At 68.0% G+C, this 17,798-nt stretch carries 16 protein-coding genes; 7 read left to right on the forward strand and 9 right to left on the reverse strand.

Features of this window, described 5'->3' with window-relative positions:
- Positions 1-23: 23 nt before the first annotated feature.
- Positions 24-1,466 (reverse strand): C13 family peptidase, encoded by a 1,443-nt coding sequence (locus AAW51_RS03840; protein ID WP_047193552.1) that lies wholly within the window; start codon positions 1,464-1,466, stop codon positions 24-26.
- A gap of 101 nt (positions 1,467-1,567) precedes the next feature.
- Here AAW51_RS03840 and AAW51_RS03845 point away from each other — a divergent pair, with 101 nt between their 5' ends.
- Together AAW51_RS03845 and AAW51_RS03850 are read left to right on the forward strand one after the other, a co-directional pair.
- Positions 1,568-2,422 carry an alpha/beta fold hydrolase gene (locus tag AAW51_RS03845; protein WP_047193553.1) on the forward strand — a complete coding sequence of 285 codons (855 nt, stop codon included), beginning with the start codon at positions 1,568-1,570 and terminating at the stop codon, positions 2,420-2,422.
- Positions 2,423-2,559: 137 nt separating this feature from the next.
- Positions 2,560-2,928, forward strand: coding sequence for a YbaN family protein (locus tag AAW51_RS03850; protein WP_238947754.1), 369 nt, complete (start codon positions 2,560-2,562; stop codon positions 2,926-2,928).
- 76 nt (positions 2,929-3,004) lie between these two features.
- Here AAW51_RS03850 and AAW51_RS27820 read toward each other — a convergent pair whose 3' ends face one another.
- Entirely contained in the window at positions 3,005-3,733 is a 729-nt protein-coding gene (locus tag AAW51_RS27820) for a PEP-CTERM sorting domain-containing protein (protein WP_053013313.1), read from the reverse strand.
- Positions 3,734-4,189: 456 nt separating this feature from the next.
- Here AAW51_RS27820 and AAW51_RS03860 point away from each other — a divergent pair, with 456 nt between their 5' ends.
- Complete coding sequence (locus AAW51_RS03860; RefSeq protein ID WP_047193554.1) at positions 4,190-5,281, forward strand: AraC family transcriptional regulator; 1,092 nt, start codon at positions 4,190-4,192, stop codon at positions 5,279-5,281.
- A 52-nt stretch (positions 5,282-5,333) separates the two neighbouring features.
- Here the strand turns inward: AAW51_RS03860 and AAW51_RS03865 are convergent, their stop codons facing one another.
- From AAW51_RS03865 to AAW51_RS03880, 4 genes are all read right to left on the reverse strand, one after another.
- Positions 5,334-5,861, reverse strand: coding sequence for a hypothetical protein (locus tag AAW51_RS03865; protein WP_053013314.1), 528 nt, complete (start codon positions 5,859-5,861; stop codon positions 5,334-5,336).
- Positions 5,862-5,943: 82 nt separating this feature from the next.
- On the reverse strand, positions 5,944-7,656 hold the full coding sequence (locus AAW51_RS03870) for an AMP-binding protein (RefSeq protein WP_417903596.1): 1,713 nt from the start codon (positions 7,654-7,656) through the stop codon (positions 5,944-5,946).
- Between the two features lie 35 nt (positions 7,657-7,691).
- A complete protein-coding gene (locus AAW51_RS03875; protein WP_053013315.1) occupies positions 7,692-8,492 on the reverse strand; it encodes a TetR/AcrR family transcriptional regulator in 801 nt (266 codons plus the stop codon).
- A gap of 23 nt (positions 8,493-8,515) precedes the next feature.
- Positions 8,516-8,728: a hypothetical protein gene (locus tag AAW51_RS03880; protein WP_053013316.1), complete on the reverse strand. Its 213-nt coding sequence runs from the start codon at positions 8,726-8,728 to the stop codon at positions 8,516-8,518.
- A 615-nt stretch (positions 8,729-9,343) separates the two neighbouring features.
- Between AAW51_RS03880 and AAW51_RS03885 the strand changes: the two genes are divergently transcribed.
- Positions 9,344-11,893 (forward strand): penicillin-binding protein 1A, encoded by a 2,550-nt coding sequence (locus AAW51_RS03885; protein ID WP_238947755.1) that lies wholly within the window; start codon positions 9,344-9,346, stop codon positions 11,891-11,893.
- Here AAW51_RS03885 and AAW51_RS03890 read toward each other — a convergent pair.
- On the reverse strand, positions 11,890-12,651 hold the full coding sequence (locus AAW51_RS03890) for a PEP-CTERM sorting domain-containing protein (protein ID WP_047193555.1): 762 nt from the start codon (positions 12,649-12,651) through the stop codon (positions 11,890-11,892). The two genes, AAW51_RS03885 and AAW51_RS03890, sit on opposite strands and share 4 nt — an antisense overlap.
- A 530-nt stretch (positions 12,652-13,181) precedes the next feature.
- On the opposite strand from AAW51_RS03890, the gene AAW51_RS03895 reads away from it, so the two are divergent.
- The 3 genes from AAW51_RS03895 to AAW51_RS03905 all read left to right on the forward strand — a co-directional run bounded on the left by AAW51_RS03895 (position 13,182) and on the right by AAW51_RS03905 (position 16,049).
- Positions 13,182-13,664, forward strand: a complete 483-nt coding sequence (locus tag AAW51_RS03895; protein WP_083438062.1) for a YsnF/AvaK domain-containing protein — start codon at positions 13,182-13,184, stop codon at positions 13,662-13,664.
- A 53-nt stretch (positions 13,665-13,717) separates the two neighbouring features.
- The gene (locus AAW51_RS03900; protein WP_053013318.1) at positions 13,718-14,803 is read left to right on the forward strand and encodes a YsnF/AvaK domain-containing protein; all 1,086 of its coding nucleotides are present in this window, start codon (positions 13,718-13,720) and stop codon (positions 14,801-14,803) included.
- A 190-nt stretch (positions 14,804-14,993) separates the two neighbouring features.
- Positions 14,994-16,049 (forward strand): STAS-like domain-containing protein, encoded by a 1,056-nt coding sequence (locus AAW51_RS03905; RefSeq protein WP_047193557.1) that lies wholly within the window; start codon positions 14,994-14,996, stop codon positions 16,047-16,049.
- Between the two features lie 56 nt (positions 16,050-16,105).
- Here AAW51_RS03905 and AAW51_RS03910 read toward each other — a convergent pair whose 3' ends face one another.
- Positions 16,106-17,305 (reverse strand): AGE family epimerase/isomerase, encoded by a 1,200-nt coding sequence (locus tag AAW51_RS03910; protein WP_047193558.1) that lies wholly within the window; start codon positions 17,303-17,305, stop codon positions 16,106-16,108.
- Between the two features lie 76 nt (positions 17,306-17,381).
- On the reverse strand, positions 17,382-17,624 hold the full coding sequence (locus AAW51_RS03915; RefSeq protein WP_157359604.1) for a hypothetical protein: 243 nt from the start codon (positions 17,622-17,624) through the stop codon (positions 17,382-17,384).
- Between the last annotated feature and the right edge of the window lie 174 nt (positions 17,625-17,798).

Consider the following 17,798-nt stretch of genomic DNA (forward strand, 5'->3'; position numbering starts at 1 on the left):
GCGGCGGTGCTCGCCCGCGGGCTTCAGGGCGTCGCCGTGCGCGCGTTGGCCACCGTGCCCGCCGCCACCCGGGCCTGCAATGCCGCCAGCGGCTGCCGCACGGCGGGGCCGACATGGATTTGCGGATTCGAATAACCGTCGGACTTGCCGGCGGCGATCTCGCGCTCGCGTATCAATTCGCGTGCGGCGGCGTGGGCCGCCTCGAACGACAGCGTGCTGCGGCGCAGCTGCTCGTCGTACATCGCGCGCCCGAAGAAGGTCAGCTCCGAGCCGCGGCCACAGCCGTAGGACGTGTGCTCCGCGTCGGCCGCCGTCATCACCAGCGTGCCCTCACCGGCCAGCGGCGCGATCCAGCTGCCGGAATAGCAGGCCGAGATCGACACCACACGCCAGCGGATGCCGGCGGCGTCGAGCCAGGCTTTCAGGTCGGCCGGTGTCACGGCGTCGACCTCGAGCGGCCAGAACGCAGCGGCGAGGCGGCCGTCGCGCGCGCCGTGCGAGGTGAGGTGGAGAAACAGCACGTCTTCGTCGCGGTCCATCAGCGATGCGACGCGTTCGATGGCCCGACGTAAATTGGTGGGCGTCGCCCACGGCCATTCGTGGACCGTGTCGACATGGTTGACCAACTGCAGGTTGCGGCCCCCCGCATCGAAGCGCTGCGCCATCACCTCGGCCACCATCGCACTTTCGCGCCGGAACACGTCTTCGTCCGCGTAGGGCGCGAAGCTGATGGCGTACAGGTCGACCACGCCGGGGCGCTGACGCTGCAGCTGATCCAGCCGTTCGGTCAGCAGGCGGGGCTGGGCCTCCAGCAACTCCTGTGTCAAGGCCAGCCGGCGCGCCGGTGCGCCTTCGTCATCGCGCGGTGTCCACAAGGGTGCGGGGGGCTCGACGTGCAGCAGCACGGCCCCGGCGACCAGCGTCAGCGATGCCAGCGTCCAGGCCCAGCCGTTGCCGCAGGCCGCGCGCCATAACATCCGCAGCTGCGCCAGCGTGGCCCACACGGTGGGGGCCAGCCAGACGGCCCATGCCGCCCATTCGGTGTCGACCTGAAGGCCGAGCCGCTGTTGCAACAGATAGAACAGGCCGAAGCCGAGGCTGATGCACTGGCTCTGTGCCAACAGCAAGGCGAGCAACGCGGCAGCCGGTGGCCCGGCGGGCGGGGACGGGGGGACGGTGCGCACGAGATAGCAGGCCCAGACCAGCAACAGCATCGGCAGCCAGCCCGAGGCCAGCGCGCGCCAGTCGAAATCGGCGCCCCCGACCTGATACGCTCGTTCCAGCACGGCTTGCAGCAGCACACCGGCCAACGTGAGGACCGCCAAGGTGGCGGGTGTGACGCGCAACCGGTCCCAGCGCGGCTCGGCCAGCACGGCACTGCGGGCGCCTTGCACGTACCATGACAGCATGGTGTGGCGGGTGGGCGCGGCGACCCTGGCGTCTTGCGTCTGTTCCGACAACATCATCCCTCCTGATGAGCCGCGACTGTAGCGCTGCCGAACCGTTGTGTGGCACGGAGGGTGGTGCGTGCCGGGCCACCGCATGTCCGGCTCCTGAAAGAGTTTCAATGTCCACAGACTCGTTGCGATTGGCCCACGACGGCCTGCAGTTCGATGCCCTGTCGTCTGGCCCGGACGATGGCCCGCTGGTGGTGTGCCTGCACGGATTTCCCCAGTTTGCCGATGCATGGGACGGCGTCATGCCGTTGCTGGCTGGCGCCGGCTACCGGGTGGTGGCGGTGGATCAGCGCGGTTATTCGCCCGGCGCACGGCCGCGCGACGTGGCCGCCTACCACGTCGACCGCCTGGTAGCCGATGTGCTCGCGTGGGCCGACACGCTCGGCCGGCCCCGGTTTCACCTCGCGGGGCACGACTGGGGCGGGGCAGTGGCCTGGCGGCTCGCGGAACGCCATCCGCAACGCCTGCTGTCGCTGACCGTGTTGTCCACCCCCCACCCGGCCGCCTTCAAGCAGGCGCTTGCCGAGGACGCAGACCAGCGTCGACGTTCGATCTACGTCGCGTTGTTTCGACTGCGCTGGCATCTGGCCGAGCGGCTGATGCTGGCGCGTGGTGCGCGCGTGCTGCGGCAGGCCTACCGGGGCAAGGTGCCGGCGCCACGTGTCGAGCAGAACGTGCAGCGATTGCGCCAGCCGGGCGCGCTGACCGGCGGCCTCAACTGGTACCGCGCGGCCGACCGGCGCGCCGAGGTCGGGCCGGTGCAGGTGCCGACGCTTTACATCTGGGGCTCGGCCGACCAAGCGCTCGGCGCGACGGCCGCCGAGGCCACCCGGCAGCATGTGACCGGGCCATATCGTTACGAGGCCCTGGCGGGCGCTTCGCACTGGCTGCTCGAGGAGCAGACGCAGCGGGTGGCCGACCTGATGCTCGAGCATCTTGCGCAGCATGGCGGCGCGAGCGGGTGAGACCGCCGGCCCGCACCGCGGCGCAGGCCAGGCGGGGCCTGGCCCGGTAGCGGCCGTGATAAGGTAGCCCGCGCCATGTTGTTGTCTTCGCCCTCTGTTCCCGCTTGTTCCGACCGGCGCCGGGCGCCCCAGCGCTCGTGCTGAAACGCACCGCCACGCTGCTGTGGCGCGCTCTCGCAGTGGTCTGCATCGTGGCGGGCCTGGTCGGCGTGTTGCTGCCGGTGGTGCCCACGGTCCCCTTCCTGCTCGCCGCCGCCTGGGCTGCGGGCCGGGGCTGGCCCGAACTCGAGGCCCGCATGCTGGCCCACCCTCGTTACGGGCCGCCGATCGTTCGCTGGCGCGAGCGTGGCGCCGTGCCCCGCCGGGCCAAGTGGTTTGCCTGTGTCGGCATGGCGTGCAGCGGCGCGCTGGTGTGGCTGACGCCGTTGCCGCTGTGGTTCAAGGTGGCCCTGCCCTCCGTGCTGCTGTGCGTCGGCATCTGGCTGTGCAGCCGGCCGGACGAGTGAGCGGCATCCCCCAACGAAAAACTGCCCTGCCGCATGTCGGTGCGGCAGGGCAGTCGGAGGACGAGCTAGCGCTGGATCAAGCGGCTTGCGCGGCCGCTTCTTCCGAAGCTGCCTTGGCGCGGCGACGCTTGCTCAGGAAGCCGACACCGGCCAGGCCCAGGCCCAGCAGGGCGTAGGTCGAGGGCTCGGGCACCGCCGCCGTCACGTTCACCACGCCGTTCAGCGTGCCGAAGTCGACTTCGCCGACCACCGGGCGCAGGAAGGCCGGCACGCCCAGTGCGTCGCTCAGCGTGTTCAGCGCGGTCTCGGTGATGAACATGCCGCTCGACGAGAGGCGGCGCTCTTCCTGTTGGCCGCCCAGCGAGACACGCTCTTCCGTCACCGTGGTGAAGGTGTAGAGGGCGGTGTCTTGCGTCACGGTGTCGCCGATGGTGATGTCGCCGAACAGGGTCTTCGACGCAGCGTCGACGCGGAAGTCGTTCAGGGAGATGACGGTCTCGCCGCGCGTCAGGTTCACGCCGGCAGTGGGCTGGGTGATGATGGTGGCCAGCGAGTCACCGGAGAAGGTCCCGTCGATGATCGGGAACACGAATTGGCCGGCACCCGGCGAGGTGGTTTCGCCCGAACCGCTGACCGACACGGTGATCAGGTTGAGCGTGTCCAGTGCTTCCTGCGAGAAGGTGAGAGTGGCGTTGCCGCCATCGACGGTCCAGGCCTGAGCCGAGGCGACCGACGGGATGGCAGCGGCAGCGGCGACAGCCAGAAGCAGGCGCTTGAAGGTGCGCACGTGTTGGGAAGATTGCATTTTCACTCCACTAGGTATGTTCACGCGGATCGTTGTCTCCGCAGGCGCCGGGGCAGATGTCCGCGAGGTCTGCACCAGGATGCCGGGTCGACACGACACCCCCTTCCAATGAGGAGGTGGCCTGTCCACCGTGGCCTGCGACGCCGAAGGATGTCAAAAGGGGGGGTGCTGTCGCAATGATCGACAGCGGCTGTTGTGTCGTAGTGCTGGACGCTTCAATCACGTTCCAAGCCGCTTGCTACGTCGCGTCGATGCTCATTACCAACGTTTACCCCCGAGGTCTTTGCTCGGCGCAATCATCGCGACGCTGAGTGTTGCAAGACGGTGGTTCGCTTTCCCCAAAACAGGCCGTCCAGGCCCCGCGAGACACCGGCCCAGGAGACAACGGAGACTGCAATGAAAGTGCGCCCGGACATGCCACGTGTGGCTGATCCGCACCCCTGTTGAGGCTGCCCCATGTCAGCCTCTGACCTTGATGACCACCGCGGAGCGACCCTCACCGCGGCCTTGCCCGAACCGACTGCCACCGCCTTCGAATCGGCCCTGACGCTGGTACGGCTACTGATGCGCCGCGGCGTCGCCTCTTCACGCATCGAGCGGGCCACCGGCGTGCGCCCGTCCGACTTGCGCAGCCCCGACGGGCGCCGCGCCGACGTGCGGCTGCCGCTGTCGTCCATCGAACGCCTGTGGGAGTTCGCGAGCAAAGAACTGGAGAACCCCTCGATCGCGCTCGAACTGCACAAGTACTACCCCGAGAACAAGCTGCATTTCGTCGCGCATCTGGGCATGCGCTGCCCGACGATAGGCTCCGCGATCGAGCATTGGCGGCAATACGCCTTGCTGGTCTCGCAGGCCGAGGACGTGGACTACATGGTCGAGGGCGACGCGGCGCGTTTTGTCTACACCTGTCGCGATCCGCGCTACGAATCGCGTTTTCTGGCCGAACATATCCTCTCGCTCACCGTGTGGTTCGGCCAGAGCTTCACCGGGCTGCCGCTGCGCTGTCGCAGCGTGCGTTTCATGCACCGAGACCCGGGCTACCGCGACGCGTATGAACGGGCGTTTCCCGGTGCGCAGATCAGCTTCAGTGCCAGCGACAACAGCCTATTGTTCGATGCCGGTTATCTGACCCTGCCCTGCCGCACCGCCGACAGCTACCTGCGGCATTTCCTCACCGAGAAGGCCGAGCAGCTCAAGGAGACATTGGCGCAGAAGACTCCGCTGCGCAACAAGGTGGTGGTGGCCATCTCGACGCTGTTGTCGCGGCAGGAGGAGGTGTCGTTGGAGCGGGTCGGGGTGTTGCTCGAGCGCTCGCCGCGGCAGCTGCGTTCGCTGCTCGATGCCGAGGGGCACAACTTTCGGGACCTGTTGGACGAAGTGCGCCGCCGGGCGGCGGTGCGTCACCTCCGCCAGGGCATGGCGATCTCACAGGTGGCCGAACTGCTCGGCTTCTCGGAGCCGAGTGCTTTCCAGCATGCGTTTCGGCGCTGGTATGGCAAGAGCCCGGGCTTGTTCCAGGAGCAGGTGGTGTCGGGCCGCTCGAGCTGATGCCCGCGGCCGGCGCGGGCCGGCCGCACAGCAGACGCCGCCGGGCGCCCCCTCAGGGCTGGACGTCGAGCGCCGGCGACACCGTGATCTGCCCGTTGGTCTTGCAGCTCGAGCCGGTCGGGGCTTGCAGCAGCACGTCTTTGAAGGTCAGCGTCGAATGGGTGTTGTCCCATTGCAGTTCGATGCGGCTCGGGCCGCACAGCCCGCCGACGAAAGGCGCCTTGACCTCGACCGCCGCGTTGTCGATCACCAGCACGCCGCGCGGGTCGGCCTGGCCGGTCCAGGGCAGGGACATAGCCGAAATCTGCGCGCACAGGCCGCGCGTCGTGAAAGAGGCCGCGTTGATGGTGACGGCGCCGCTGGCGCTGATGGTGCCGGTGAAGGTGGTCGGACAGCTGAGACCGGCGAAGCCTTTGCGATAGCTCAGCGTGCCGGCCGCGACCAGGTCACCGGCCGGTGTGACCGTGACCGCAACGGCCACAGGGGCAACCGCGAGCCCCAGCAGACCGAAGATGGCCCGACACCGGGCGGCGGCGCCTGGCGCTGTGGCCGGCAGTGCAAAGCGTGGGCGGATCGTCATGAGGTGAGCTCCTCTCGGACTCGGGAGTGAGACAGGGACACCACAGGCCGTCGCTGTGACGGTGCCCACACGCCGCCCGCCGTCAGCGCAGCTCGCGCCGCAAGATCTTGCCGACGTTGCTTTTCGGCAGTTCGGTCTCGCGGAACTCGACCACGCGCGGCATCTTGTAGCCCACCAGGCGCTCGCGGCAGTGCGCCAGCAGCTCGGCCTCGGTCAGCTTCGGGTTCTTGCGCACGACGACGATCTTGACGCGCTCGCCGGCCACCGGGTCGGGCACGCCGAGCGCCGCCACCTCCCGAACGCCGGGGTGCCCCATCACCGCGTCTTCGACCTCGTTGGGATAGACGTTGAAGCCCGAGACCAAAATCATGTCTTTCTTGCGGTCGATCAGCCGCACGTAGCCGTGCTCGTCCATCACGCCGATGTCGCCGGTGGACAACCAGCCTTCGGCGTCGATCACCTTGGCGGTTTCTTCCGGCCGCCCCCAGTAGCCGGCCATCACCTGCGGGCCCCGCACGCACAACTCGCCCGGCTCGCCGAGCGGCGCCCAGCTGCCGTCGTCGCTTCGGAAGCGCACCTCGGTCGAGGGCACCGGCAGGCCGATGGTGCCGGTGAAGCGCATGTGCTCGGGATGGTCGAAGTCGATCGGGTTGATCGTGACGATGGGCGAGCATTCGGTCAGCCCATAGCCTTCGATGATGCACTTGCCAGTCAGCTGCTGCCAGCGGTCGGCGATCGCCTGCGGTGTCGCCATGCCGCCCGAGATCGTCAGCCTGAGCTGCGAGAAGTCGCGCTGGCAGAAGGTCTCGTCTTCCAGGAAAGAGTTGAACAGCGTGCTGACACCGGCGATGCCGGTGAAGTTTTCGCGGCGGATGACCTGCATCACCCGTTTCACGTCGCGCGGATTGGCGATCAGCACATTGCGGCCGCCCAAGCCCATGAAGATCAGGCAGTTCACCGTCAGCGAGAAGATGTGATACAGCGGCAGCAGGCTGAGATTGGTCTCGACGCGGTTCGGATCGTCGAGCTTGCCTCGCCATGCGAGCGATTGCAGCAGGTTGGCGACGATGTTGCGGTGGGTCAGCATCGCGCCCTTGGCCACGCCGGTGGTGCCGCCGGTGTATTGCAGAAAGGCCAGGTCGGTGGGCTCGACGGTGACGCTGGGGCGCGGCAGCCGGCCGCCTTCGGCGAGCGCTCGCCGCAGCGGCAGCGCGCCGGCGATCGGCCGCGCGGGCCCCGCGGCGCCATCGGTTTTACGCCGCATCACCAGGTTGACGACGCGGCCCTTGAGGTTCAGGCCCGGCGCGAGCAGGTCGCCGATGCCGGTCACCAGCACCCGCTTCACGGCGGTGCCGGGAAGCGCCTCGGCCAGCGTGTTCGAGAACATGTCGAGGACGACGATGGTTTCGGCGCCGCTGTCCTGCAGTTGATGCGCCAGCTCGTGCGCCGTGTAGAGCGGGTTGACGTTGACCACCACCGCGCCTGCCAACAACGTGCCGAACAAGCAGACCGGGTATTGCAGGCAGTTCGGCATCATCAGGGCCACCCGGTCCCCCTTGCGCACGCCCTGCCGATGCAGCCAGGCCGCGAAGGCCTCGGCCAATTGGCCGCAGCGCCGATAGCTCATCTCGCTGCCAAGGCTGACGAAGGCCGCACGCTCGCTGTAGCGGCGCACGTTCTCGTCGAAGAAGTCGCCGATGCTCTGGTAGCGGTCGGGGTCGACTTCGAACGGGACGTCCGGGCGGTAGGACTTGAGCCACACACGCTCGGTTTCGGGAATCGGTACACCCATCATGTGGTCCTCAGGTAGGTCTCGTGACGCGCCGCCGCTCAATCGCGGCGGTGCCCGTGCAACGGGCGGTCGGGCTCGCCGCCGTGCACCATGCGGAGATTGCCGGCACGTTTGCTGCCGGTGGGCAGGTCGGCGAGTCGCAAAACTTCCTCGAGCGCGGCGCTGCGCTGCATCTGCAGCAGCGGCTCCTTCAGCACCGCCACCATCAACGAAATCAGCCGACTCAGCAGCTGCGCCTCGGTCAGCGCCTTGCCCTGGCTGAACGCGGCGATCAACTGCTCGATGTCGTCGCCGGCCAGGACCCCGGCCAGCGCCTTGAGCGAGAAGTGCAGCCGCAAGCCCAGGTCGGCGCGCGGCATATGGGGCAGCGCTCGCGCGAAGGCTTCGAAGAAGCGGTCGAAGACGGGCGCGTAGTGGCGCTCGAGATAGTCGATCACCGCGGGCGAGGTGTCGGTGTAGACACGGCCCAGCAGGCGCAGGAAAGACGGATCTCCGTCGGGCGCGGGACGCGCCAGGCGCAAGGCCGGCACGAACATCGCCGCCAGCACATGCTCGCAGCTCAGTGGTGCGTCGGGCCAGGCGGCTTGGCAGGCGTCGAGCAGGCGCAAGCGCTCGACGTTGAGCGGGCCGATGCGGCGCTCGAGCATCGCGTGCAGCAAGGCCTCCTTGCCGCCGAAGTGGTAGTGCACCGCGGCCAGGTTGACCTGCGCCTGCTCGGTGATCTGGCGCAGCGACAGGGCGTCGAAACCCTGCTGGATGAACGCCCGTTCGGCGACGTCGAGGATGCGCTGTCGCGTCTCCTCGCCGGCCTTTCTGTCTTTACGGGGCGCACTCTCCATCGTGTGATCGGGCTGCACGCGGGTCAACCGAGGGGCGCGAGTTCGGCGTCGACCGCGTCCAGCATTTCCTGCGTGATCAGTCCACCCGAGAACTGGGCCACGGTGGCGAGCGGGAAGCCACGGGCCATGGCGATCTGCGGGTGAGCGGCGATGCCGGGCATGTGCTTCTCGAGCACGGCCTTGGTCTGTTCGTTGTCCAGCAACTCGCCCAACTGCGTGCGGGTGGAATAGGGCATGGGAAGCTCCTCAGGGTTGCAAAAGAGTGGGAATGGCAGCAGCCGAGCCGGGACCGTCGGGTACCGGGCCAGTGCATCGAGAGGGGATGTGTGACGAGGCGGTCGGTCGCGCGCCGGTCGCAGCCGGGCAGGCCGGCAGATCACGCCGGCCGTGAGCCAGCTGGAGGGACCACCTCATCGCTTGTCTCCTGTGCCCGTTGACACGGGGCTGTGGCGGCATGACGCGCGCTCGATGTTTTGGTTCGTACTCTGCAGCTCGCAACACTCATTTCAAATGAGCAATTCAAACGAGTGCATGAATGATGGACCACGATCGTGCCGTTTTGCGCAGGGGTGCGGTGTACCAGGTTGAAACTGTAGGAGGCCTTCCGGAGGCCGTCCTTCGTGGGCGGGGCGGCATGGGGTGCCCGCACCGAGAACAGGGGGCACAGAGTGAAGCAGCAGGGCACCGGGCGTCGCGTCACGGCCGGCGCCCGCGGTGGTGCCGTCAGGCGACAGCGTTGGACGCGGAAGTGCTTGGTTGCAACCGTCGGCGCCACATCTGGTGCAATCGGCGGGCCGCGCCGGGTGTTTCTTTTGCTATGCACGCCAGCGCCGGCGCGGATGGAGTCCAACGTGAATCGCTTTTCTTCCCGGGCAACGCCGACGCACGCCCCTGAGCCGACATCGCCACGACGCGGGCGCCGCCGGCCCTTGCGGTGGTTGCTGCTGGTGGCGGTCCTGACACTGCCGGTGCTGGCGGTCTACCTGGTGTTGATGGCGCGATCGACGCCGGGCACCCATGCCTTGCGCTCGGCCCATGCCGAACGCCCGACGGTCCTGAAGTCGGCTGACGGCAAAGTCTTGACACAGTTTCGTCGTGTCACCCGCGATCCGGTGCCGTTGGCCCGCATCTCGCCCTTTGTCGTGAAGGCCCTGATCGCCACCGAAGACCACCGCTTCTACGACCATCGCGGCATCGACGCTTTGCGCACCGTTTCGGCGGTGCTGCACAGTGCCGTCGGCGACCTGCAAGGCGGCTCGACGCTGACCCAGCAGCTGGCCCGCAACCTGTTTCCCGAAGAGATCGGCCGTGCGCGCTCGCTGAACCGCAAGGTCAAGGAGATGATTGCGGCGCGGCGCATCGAAGGTGTGCTGAGCAAGGACCAGATCCTCGAGACCTATCTCAACACCATGCCCTTCCTCTACGGTGTGGTGGGCATCGAAATGGCGGCCCGCACCTATTACGACAAGAGTGCACAGGAACTCGACGAACTCGAGAGCGCCACCTTGGTCGGCATGCTCAAGGGCACCTATCTCTACAACCCGGTCATCCATCCGGAGCGGGCGCGTGAGCGTCGCAACGTCGTGCTGTCGCAGATGGGCAAGCGCGGCGTGCTCAGTGAAGAGCAGGTCCGGCAGCTGTCGCAGCAGCCGCTCAAGTTGCAGTTCACCCGGCCGAGCGAAGACCTGGGGAGCGCGCCCCACTTTGCACAGCACGTGCGCAAATGGGTCACGGAGTGGGCCGAGGCGCGCGGCTACGATATCTACCGCGACGGCCTCGTGATCGAGACCACGCTCGACAGCCGCTTGCAGGAGGCGGCCGAGAACGCGGTGCGCGAGCACGGCGAGGCACTGCAGGCGGTGGCCGACGTGGAATGGAGCCGGCCGCGCCTGTCGACCGTGTCGCATACCGCCGGCGCCTATCGGAAGCTGGCGGCCCAAGCGACATCCTTCGCCTATTTCTGGCAGCAGCGGCGCGACCTCGAAGCCGAGCTGATCCGGGACTCCGCTGCGTTCAAGAAGTTGGTCTCGGGCGGCCTCGGGGAGGCCGCCGCCCTGACCCAGTTGAAGGCCGATGCAGAGTTTCTCGCCGCCTTGCGCGCCGACAAGACACGTCTGGAAGCAGGCTTCGTCGCGATCGATCCGCGTTCTGGCGAAGTGAAGGCCTGGGTGGGCAGCCGCGACTTCGCACGCGACCAGTTCGACCATGTGGCGCAGGCGCAGCGGCAGCCCGGCTCCACGTTCAAGCCCTTCGTCTATGCCGCCGCGGTCGAGCGTGGCATCGCACCGTACCGGCTCTACCTCGACGCACCGGTCGAGATACGCCAGGCCAATGGCACCGTGTGGCGGCCCACCGACATGTCGGGCTCCTCCGGACGCGAGATGACGCTGCGTGAAGGCCTGGTGTATTCCAAGAACACCATCACCGCCCAGGTGATGCAGGAGGTCGGCGTGGCCGACGTGGTCGCGCTGGCGCGCGCGGCCGGTGTCTCGCAAAGCAAGCTCGACCCCGTGCCGTCGCTCGCGCTCGGCACCAGCCCGGTGACGCTGCTCGAGATGGTCAACGGCTACGCCACGATTGCCGCACAGGGCGAACATCGCAACCCCGTGTTCGTGCGGCGCATCACCGACCGGCGCGGTGAGGTGCTGGCCCAGTTCGCGCCCACCACCCGGCGCGCGCTGTCGACCGATGCCGCGGTGGAAGTGATCGACATGATGCGCGGTGTGGTCACCGAAGGCACCGGTGCCGGGGCTCGGGCCCGTTTCGGTCTGTCGGGCGATCTGGCAGGCAAGACCGGGACCACGCAGAACAACACCGACGGCTGGTTCATCCTGATGCATTCCGACCTGGTGGCGGGCGCCTGGGTCGGCTTCAACGACCAGCGGGTCACGATGCGCAGCAACTACTGGGGCCAGGGCGGCCACAACGCGGCCTTGGTGGTGGGGGATTTCTTTCGGACGGCGATCAAAGGCAAGGCGCTCGACCTCAAGGCCAGCTTCCCGCCGTCGCGCTATCCGCCGCTGCCGCCCCCCGTCGAGGAATTCCCGGGCGACGGCACGGCCGAAGGGGGCGACCCGTGGAGCGGCGAGAGCGGCCCCGATGCGGACCCGCTGCCCGGCGAGCCCTCACCGCCGCCGCCACCGCTGCCCGGTGAGACCGTGCCGCCGGACGATGCGGGTGCGCCCAAGGGCGCGTCCGAGATCGAGCGTGTGATGAAGAGCCTCAAGCAGGATGTGCCGCTCGGCTCGTCGCCAGCCGACAGCAGTGGCGCGCCACCGCCCCCGCCGCCACCGCCCCCGCCGCCGCCGGCCCCGACCCGTGGCGCCGGCGCCGGTGCGGTGCTCGATGCGATGCGTCAGGACCCGGCTCTGCGCGGCGTCCCATCAGGCCCATCGCCTTAGATCGGGCGCGTCCACGCATGAGGTGGCTGAACGCGTACGGCGTTCGCGTATCGACGCCGCCGGGTCCAGATCGAGAGGCTCGAGAGCAGGCCCAGGCCACCCGCCATCAGCGACCAGGTCGACGCCTCGGGGACCGCTTGGACATTGATCCCGAGTTGCAGCTGAATGGCGTGATCGAGAACACGGTTTGAGCGATTGAGCATCGTCGTGGAGAGCGTGGTGGACCACTCCGAGGTCTCGGCCAGCTCGTCGTTGCTGGTGGTGCCCCATGTGTAGCCGACGTCTCGGGAGTCGCTGCCCATCGCGTGGCTCTCGATGATGGCCGAGTAGCTGGCGGTGGTGTAGAGACCGTTCAGCAGCCCCGCATCGGTGAGCCTGTAGTTCAGGTCGATGGTTGCCGTCAGCTGGGTGTTCGGGTTGAGCAGGAGCGCGAGTTCACCGATGGGGGGCGAATAGTATGGGACGCTCAGATGGGTAGACACGTCCGATACGACCTCGCCTCTGCCCCACAGATAGCCGCTGACATGAGCACCCGAGAGGGGATCGAGCGAGGCCTCCCCGCCCAGGCGCGGCAACGACACCTCGGCGCTCACGGCCGCGAGATACCGCGGCTCAGATGATCGTCTCGCAATCTCGTTGTTGGACCAATGACCATCCGGGCGTGCCGACACGTAGGCATCGGTATATGCGTCGAGCGACAGCGTTCGGCCGACGCTGTAGCCCGCCTCGACACCGTCGTGGAGGTCGAGGTCAATCACCTCGAATCGTAGGTTCGACCACGAGGCGGACGCTTCGACCGGCGCTGCCGCTACGCTCCCGCAGCAGCAAGCCAGGAGGGCGAGCGCATGAAGCCATCGCACGTGACGGGCGCTGCGGCACGCGACGGGAGCAAGGAAAACTGCTGAGGGCTGACGTCGGATCAGGGGATTGATGGGCTTCAAGGTGTTCTCCTCGTCGAACCACGCGCGGACAGAGCGGACCGGAATCGTTCGATTCACAGCTTAGGCGTTGCCGGTGTGCCCCGCCACTTCAGGCGCGGGAAGGCAAAGCCCTCACTGGGTGAACAGGCCGACCGGTGGCGCGGTGAGCCGAGCAGGTCGTGCGTCTGGCAGCGGCGGTGCACGATCCGTCGCACATCCCAACACCCCACGCTGAGCAGCGGCAATCTTTGCCGCCGTGGCCCACCTCGCTACAGATCATGCAGATGTGAACTGTTGATGGACCCGGAAGTGCCGCGGGCACCCCCATTGCCCCATGGACTGTATCCGCCTTCTACAGCCCTGCCGCCATGAACCCCCCTGTCCCTCCCAGCACGCCGGTGTCCTCGCGGCGCGAGACGACCTTGCCGATCGTCGAAGAACGGCCGGTCGTGACGCGCAGTCTCGAGCAGACCGGCGCCGTGCGCGTGAGGGTCGTGACCGAGGAGGTCCCCGAGCGGCTGGACCTGTCCGAGGTGCACGACGACGTCGTGGTCGAGCGTGTTGCCGTGGGTCGGATCTGCGAAGACTGCGAAGAGCGGATGGGTCCCTGGCAGGACGGCGACGTCCTGGTGGTACCGGTCTATGAAGAGCAAGTCGTGGTGCAGCGCCGCTGGGTCTTGAAGGAAGAGATCCGCCTGCGGCGGCAGCGCCGCCATACGGGCAGCACCCAAGAGGTGATGCTCAAGCGCGAACACGCGGTGGTCGAACGCCAGCAGCCCGACGGCTCCTGGCAGCCCGTCGACTTGCCGCCGACCTCTCTCGACCAGCAGGCCGTACCGCGGTCTGCATAACCCCAACCGGCGGGCCTACCGGCCCGCTTTCGTTCACACGGAAAGGAGCTTCCATGAGACAAACCGTTGTTGGTGTTTTCGATCGCTATGCGGCTGCCCAGCAGGCCGCAAACACCCTGGCCGCCCGAGGCATCGACCCGGACGACATCCATGTCACCGCGGCCGATGACGACATCGAGGCACAAGACCCATCGCTGCGTCGCGACGACGGCGGTGTGATGGGCAGTGTCCGCAACTTCTTCTCGGAACTGTTCGGGCCCGACGACGAACATGAGGTCGGCCAGTACGCCGAGGCGATGCGCCATGGTGCCGCGGTGGTGAAGGTGGACGTCGAAGACGAACCGCTGGTGGACGTGGCGCGTGAAGCGCTGGTGAGTGCCGGCGCCGTCGACGTCGAGGAGCACATGTCGCAGTGGCGCGGTACGACCGCGCAGGGCAGCACGGCGACGGGCCTGGACAGCGCTGGCACCAACACCAACACCCTGAAGAGCGGTATCTCCGGCCAGGAGCAGGTGATCCCGGTGGTGAAGGAGGAACTGGAGGTCGGCAAGCGCAGCGTGCAGGCCGGCGGCGTGCGGGTGTATGCCCGCACTGTCGAGACGCCGGTGCAGGAATCGCTGGACCTGGCGTCGGAACATGCCCGGGTGGAGCGACGCCCGGTCAACCGGCCGGCCACCGATGCCGACCTGCGCGCGGCACAGCAGGACCGCACGCTCGAAGTGCGCGAGACGGCCGAGAAGGCGGTCGTGAGCAAGTCGGCCCGGGTGGTCGAGGAAGTGGTGGTCGGCAAGGACGTGACGCACCAGCAGGAGGTCGTGCGCGACAACCTGAAGCGCACGGAGGTCGAGGTGGAGCGGCTGGGCGCCGGCTCGTCGCGGCCGTTCGAGACCTACGACACCGACTTCCGCTCGCACTTCGACACCAGCTATGCCGCGAGCGGCGCGCGCTACGAAGACTACCTGCCGGCCTATCGCTACGGCCACGGCATGGCCGGCGACAGCCGTTATGCCGGCCGGCGCTGGGAGGACTTCGAGCCCGAACTGCAGCGCGAGTGGACCGCGTCCAACCCCAACAGCCCGTGGGACCGCTTCAAGCTGGCGGTGCGCCACGGCTGGGAGCGTGTGACGGGCTCGGTCTGAGTCGACCTCCGCACCCTCCAGTCAGCCGCGGCCTTGGCCGCGGCTTTTTCGTCGCCGGCGCGAGGCGGGCGTCGCTGCTGAACCGGCCCTCGCAAACCTCGAGAAAAGGCGATTTCCCCTGCCTTCTCCACCGCTCGCGCACCGGCCTCTTTGCGCACACTCTCCCCATTCCCCATGACAAGAGGCCGTGATGCAGCGTCTGAACCGAGTCGACCTGCAGCGCTGGATTACCACCGGCGCCACTTTCCATCGCCATGACCTGTCGGCCCGCGTCGCCGCTCGCTACGGCGTGGGCCGCAGCACCGCGACCCGCGCCTTGCGCGAACTGATGGCGACGGGCTGGCTGGAACGCGAGGGCCGCAGCCGGCCGCAGTACCGGCCCGGCGCGCTGCGCGAGGTCACCCACACCTATACCCTGGCCGGTCTGGACGAGCAGACCCCCTGGGAGCGTGATTTCGCCCCCTGCTTCTCGTTCGCGGAGGGCGTCGCGGGCCTGGCCCACCACGCCTTCACCGAACTGCTCAACAACGCCATCGACCACAGCGGCGGCCGCCAGGTCACCGTGTCGATGCGGCAGAACCGCACACATTTGCACCTGCTGATGAGCGACGACGGCTGCGGCGTGTTCGAGCGGATTCGCGAGGCATTCCAGATCGACGACCCGCGGCTTGCGTTGCTCGAGCTGACCAAGGGCAAACTGACGACGCAGCCGGCGCGTCATACCGGCCGTGGCCTGTTCTTCACGTCACGGCTGTTCGACGTGTTCGACCTGTACGCCAATGGCCTGGTCTATCAGCACCAGCACTGGCAGCGGCGCGACTGGCTGTCGGCCAACCCCTTGCACCGGCCGGGCACCACCATCTTCATGTCGCTGCCCTTGAACACCACGCGCAGCCTGGCGCAGGTCTACGAAGAGCATGCGGCGGTTCACAGCGGGGCCGATTTCGGCCGTACCGTGGTGCCGATGCGGCTGGCCCGCCTGGGCGGCGAAGGGTTGGAATCGCGCGCGCAGGCCAAGCGCATCCTCTCGCGGTTCGAATCGTTCGAGACTGTCGACCTCGATTTCGCCGATGTGCCGGCCATCGGGCAGGCGTTTGCCGACGAGCTCTTCCGTGTGTTCGTGCAGCAGCATCCGCAAGTGGCACTGCGACCGGTGAACATGAGCCCTGCCGTGGCGCAGGCGGTGCGCGATGCCGGCATGATGCCGCCGCCGCCGGCCGCTGTCGCGTACGCCGAGGCTGCCTGACGGCACGGCCTTCAGGGCCTGCCTGCCCCGCAGGCCGGGCCCGCCTCGGCCGGGCGTCAGCCCGGCAAGGTTCCCAGGATCTCGTAGCATGCCCCGGTGGTGTGGTAGTCGACCTTGCCGGCGGGACTCTTCTCGTCGGTGAGCTTGCGGTTGTCACGCGTCAGGATGCGGAACCACGCACCGTGCTCGTGATCGACCCAGTGCTGCCAACAATAAGCCCACAGCCTGTCGTACCAGCGCCAGTATTCGGCTCGGCCCGTGCGGTGGCCCAGCACCGCTGCCGCGGCGAGGCTCTCGCACTGCACCCAGTGGTATTTGTCGTCGTCGCAGACCGAGAAGTCGGGCGCGAAGCCGTAGTACAAGCCGCCGTGCTGCTCGTCCCACGCATGCCGGAAGGCGGCCTCGAACAAGGCCTCGGCCCGTGGCAGCAGCCACGGTAGCGGGCGGTGGCGCTCCAGGATCAGCAGCAGCTTGGCCCACTCGGTCAAATGCCCCGGCTGGAAGCCCCAGGGGCGGAAGATGTTGCTGCGGTCGTGCCGGTTGTAGTCCCAGTCGGGCGTCCAGTCCTCACGGTAGTGCTCCCAGACCATGCCGCCGGTGAGGGCGGTTTGCCGTTGCACGATGGACTCGGCGACCAGCGCCGCGCGGTCCAGGTAGCGGCGCTCGCCGGTCGCCTCGAACGCCGCCAGCAATGCCTCGGTCGCATGCATGTTGGCGTTCTGGCCACGGTAGGGGCGCAGCTGCCAGTCGGCACCGGCCTCGTCCGCATACAGGCCGTGCGCCGGCTCCCAGAAGCGCTGCTCCATCAGTTGATAGGTCTCGTCGAGCCATTCGCGCGCTTCGCTCACGCCGCCCCGCAGCGCATGCGCATAGGCCAGCAGCACGAAGGCCAGGCCGTAGCAATGGTGGGTCGTATCGGTCACCTCGGCACGCCCGTCGTGCCAGCGCAGCTGCCAGGCGTAGCCGCCGGTGTGCGGGTCGCGATGCACGTCGCGCAGGAAGCGCAGCGCGTGCCGCAGGTTGTCGCCAAAGGCCGGCTCGTCGAAATGGCGCGCCGCCATGGCCCACAGGAACACATAGCGTGTACTGCTGACAAGGTGCCGGGTGGTGGCGTCGTAGACGGTGCCGTCGTCCTTGAAGAACTGGAAGCAGCCGCCGCGAGGGTCGATGGCACGCGGGTGATAGAAGGCCAGGATGTCGCGAACGTGGTCGAGCACCGGCTGGCGGCGGTGGAAGTCGGGCAGGGGAGGGGGCATGGGCTGGCGCAAACGTGGGGGTCCAGCCCGATATGTTCACATAAAAAACAAAGGCCTGGAGCCGGCGTGCGGCCGGTCAGCGCGGCAGCGGGGCATCGAGCGCGTCGATCTTCGCGTGCAGTTGGGCCATCACCGCCTTGACCGGGTCCATGTCGGCCGAGTCGAAAGGCGCGATGCCGCGCGGTTCTTCGACCAGCGTCTCGCCCAGCCACACCTGGGCCGACCATTGCGCTTCGCGTCCGGTGACCTCGTATTCACCGCGGTAGGTAAATCGATCGCGCCGCAGCGCGTGGATGTGCATGCCTTGGAAAGTTGTCATCGTGTGTCCTTGAGAGGGCGCCGTTGCGTTAACTCGAGGCCGGCCGTCAGCACCGGCAAAGCCCGTGCCGGGGCGCGGCGACGGGAACAGGGCTTGCCAGGCGAGAGCAACCTCTCGGAACACGGCCCTTGAGGATCCGCACGCGGCCCCGGCGGCCCAGCGGTGGCAACCGCC

Origin of the sequence: Caldimonas brevitalea (genome assembly GCF_001017435.1) — a bacterium.
Taxonomy (GTDB): domain Bacteria; phylum Pseudomonadota; class Gammaproteobacteria; order Burkholderiales; family Burkholderiaceae_C; genus Caldimonas; species Caldimonas brevitalea.

Bases quoted from the DNA above. Each gene is read 5' to 3' on its own strand.
- AAW51_RS03860 (WP_047193554.1), top strand. From the start codon at position 4,190: ATGTCAGCCTCTGACCTTGATGACCACCGCGGAGCGACCCTCACCGCG.
- AAW51_RS03870 (WP_417903596.1), bottom strand. From the start codon at position 7,656: ATGATGGGTGTACCGATTCCCGAAACCGAGCGTGTGTGGCTCAAGTCC.
- AAW51_RS03900 (WP_053013318.1), top strand. From the start codon at position 13,718: ATGAGACAAACCGTTGTTGGTGTTTTCGATCGCTATGCGGCTGCCCAG.
- AAW51_RS03865 (WP_053013314.1), bottom strand. From the start codon at position 5,861: ATGACGATCCGCCCACGCTTTGCACTGCCGGCCACAGCGCCAGGCGCC.
- AAW51_RS03880 (WP_053013316.1), bottom strand. From the start codon at position 8,728: ATGCCCTATTCCACCCGCACGCAGTTGGGCGAGTTGCTGGACAACGAA.
- AAW51_RS27820 (WP_053013313.1), bottom strand. From the start codon at position 3,733: ATGCAATCTTCCCAACACGTGCGCACCTTCAAGCGCCTGCTTCTGGCT.
- AAW51_RS03875 (WP_053013315.1), bottom strand. From the start codon at position 8,492: ATGGAGAGTGCGCCCCGTAAAGACAGAAAGGCCGGCGAGGAGACGCGA.
- AAW51_RS03910 (WP_047193558.1), bottom strand. From the start codon at position 17,305: ATGCCCCCTCCCCTGCCCGACTTCCACCGCCGCCAGCCGGTGCTCGAC.
- AAW51_RS03895 (WP_083438062.1), top strand. From the start codon at position 13,182: ATGAACCCCCCTGTCCCTCCCAGCACGCCGGTGTCCTCGCGGCGCGAG.
- AAW51_RS03905 (WP_047193557.1), top strand. From the start codon at position 14,994: ATGCAGCGTCTGAACCGAGTCGACCTGCAGCGCTGGATTACCACCGGC.
- AAW51_RS03915 (WP_157359604.1), bottom strand. From the start codon at position 17,624: ATGACAACTTTCCAAGGCATGCACATCCACGCGCTGCGGCGCGATCGA.
- AAW51_RS03840 (WP_047193552.1), bottom strand. From the start codon at position 1,466: ATGATGTTGTCGGAACAGACGCAAGACGCCAGGGTCGCCGCGCCCACC.
- AAW51_RS03845 (WP_047193553.1), top strand. From the start codon at position 1,568: ATGTCCACAGACTCGTTGCGATTGGCCCACGACGGCCTGCAGTTCGAT.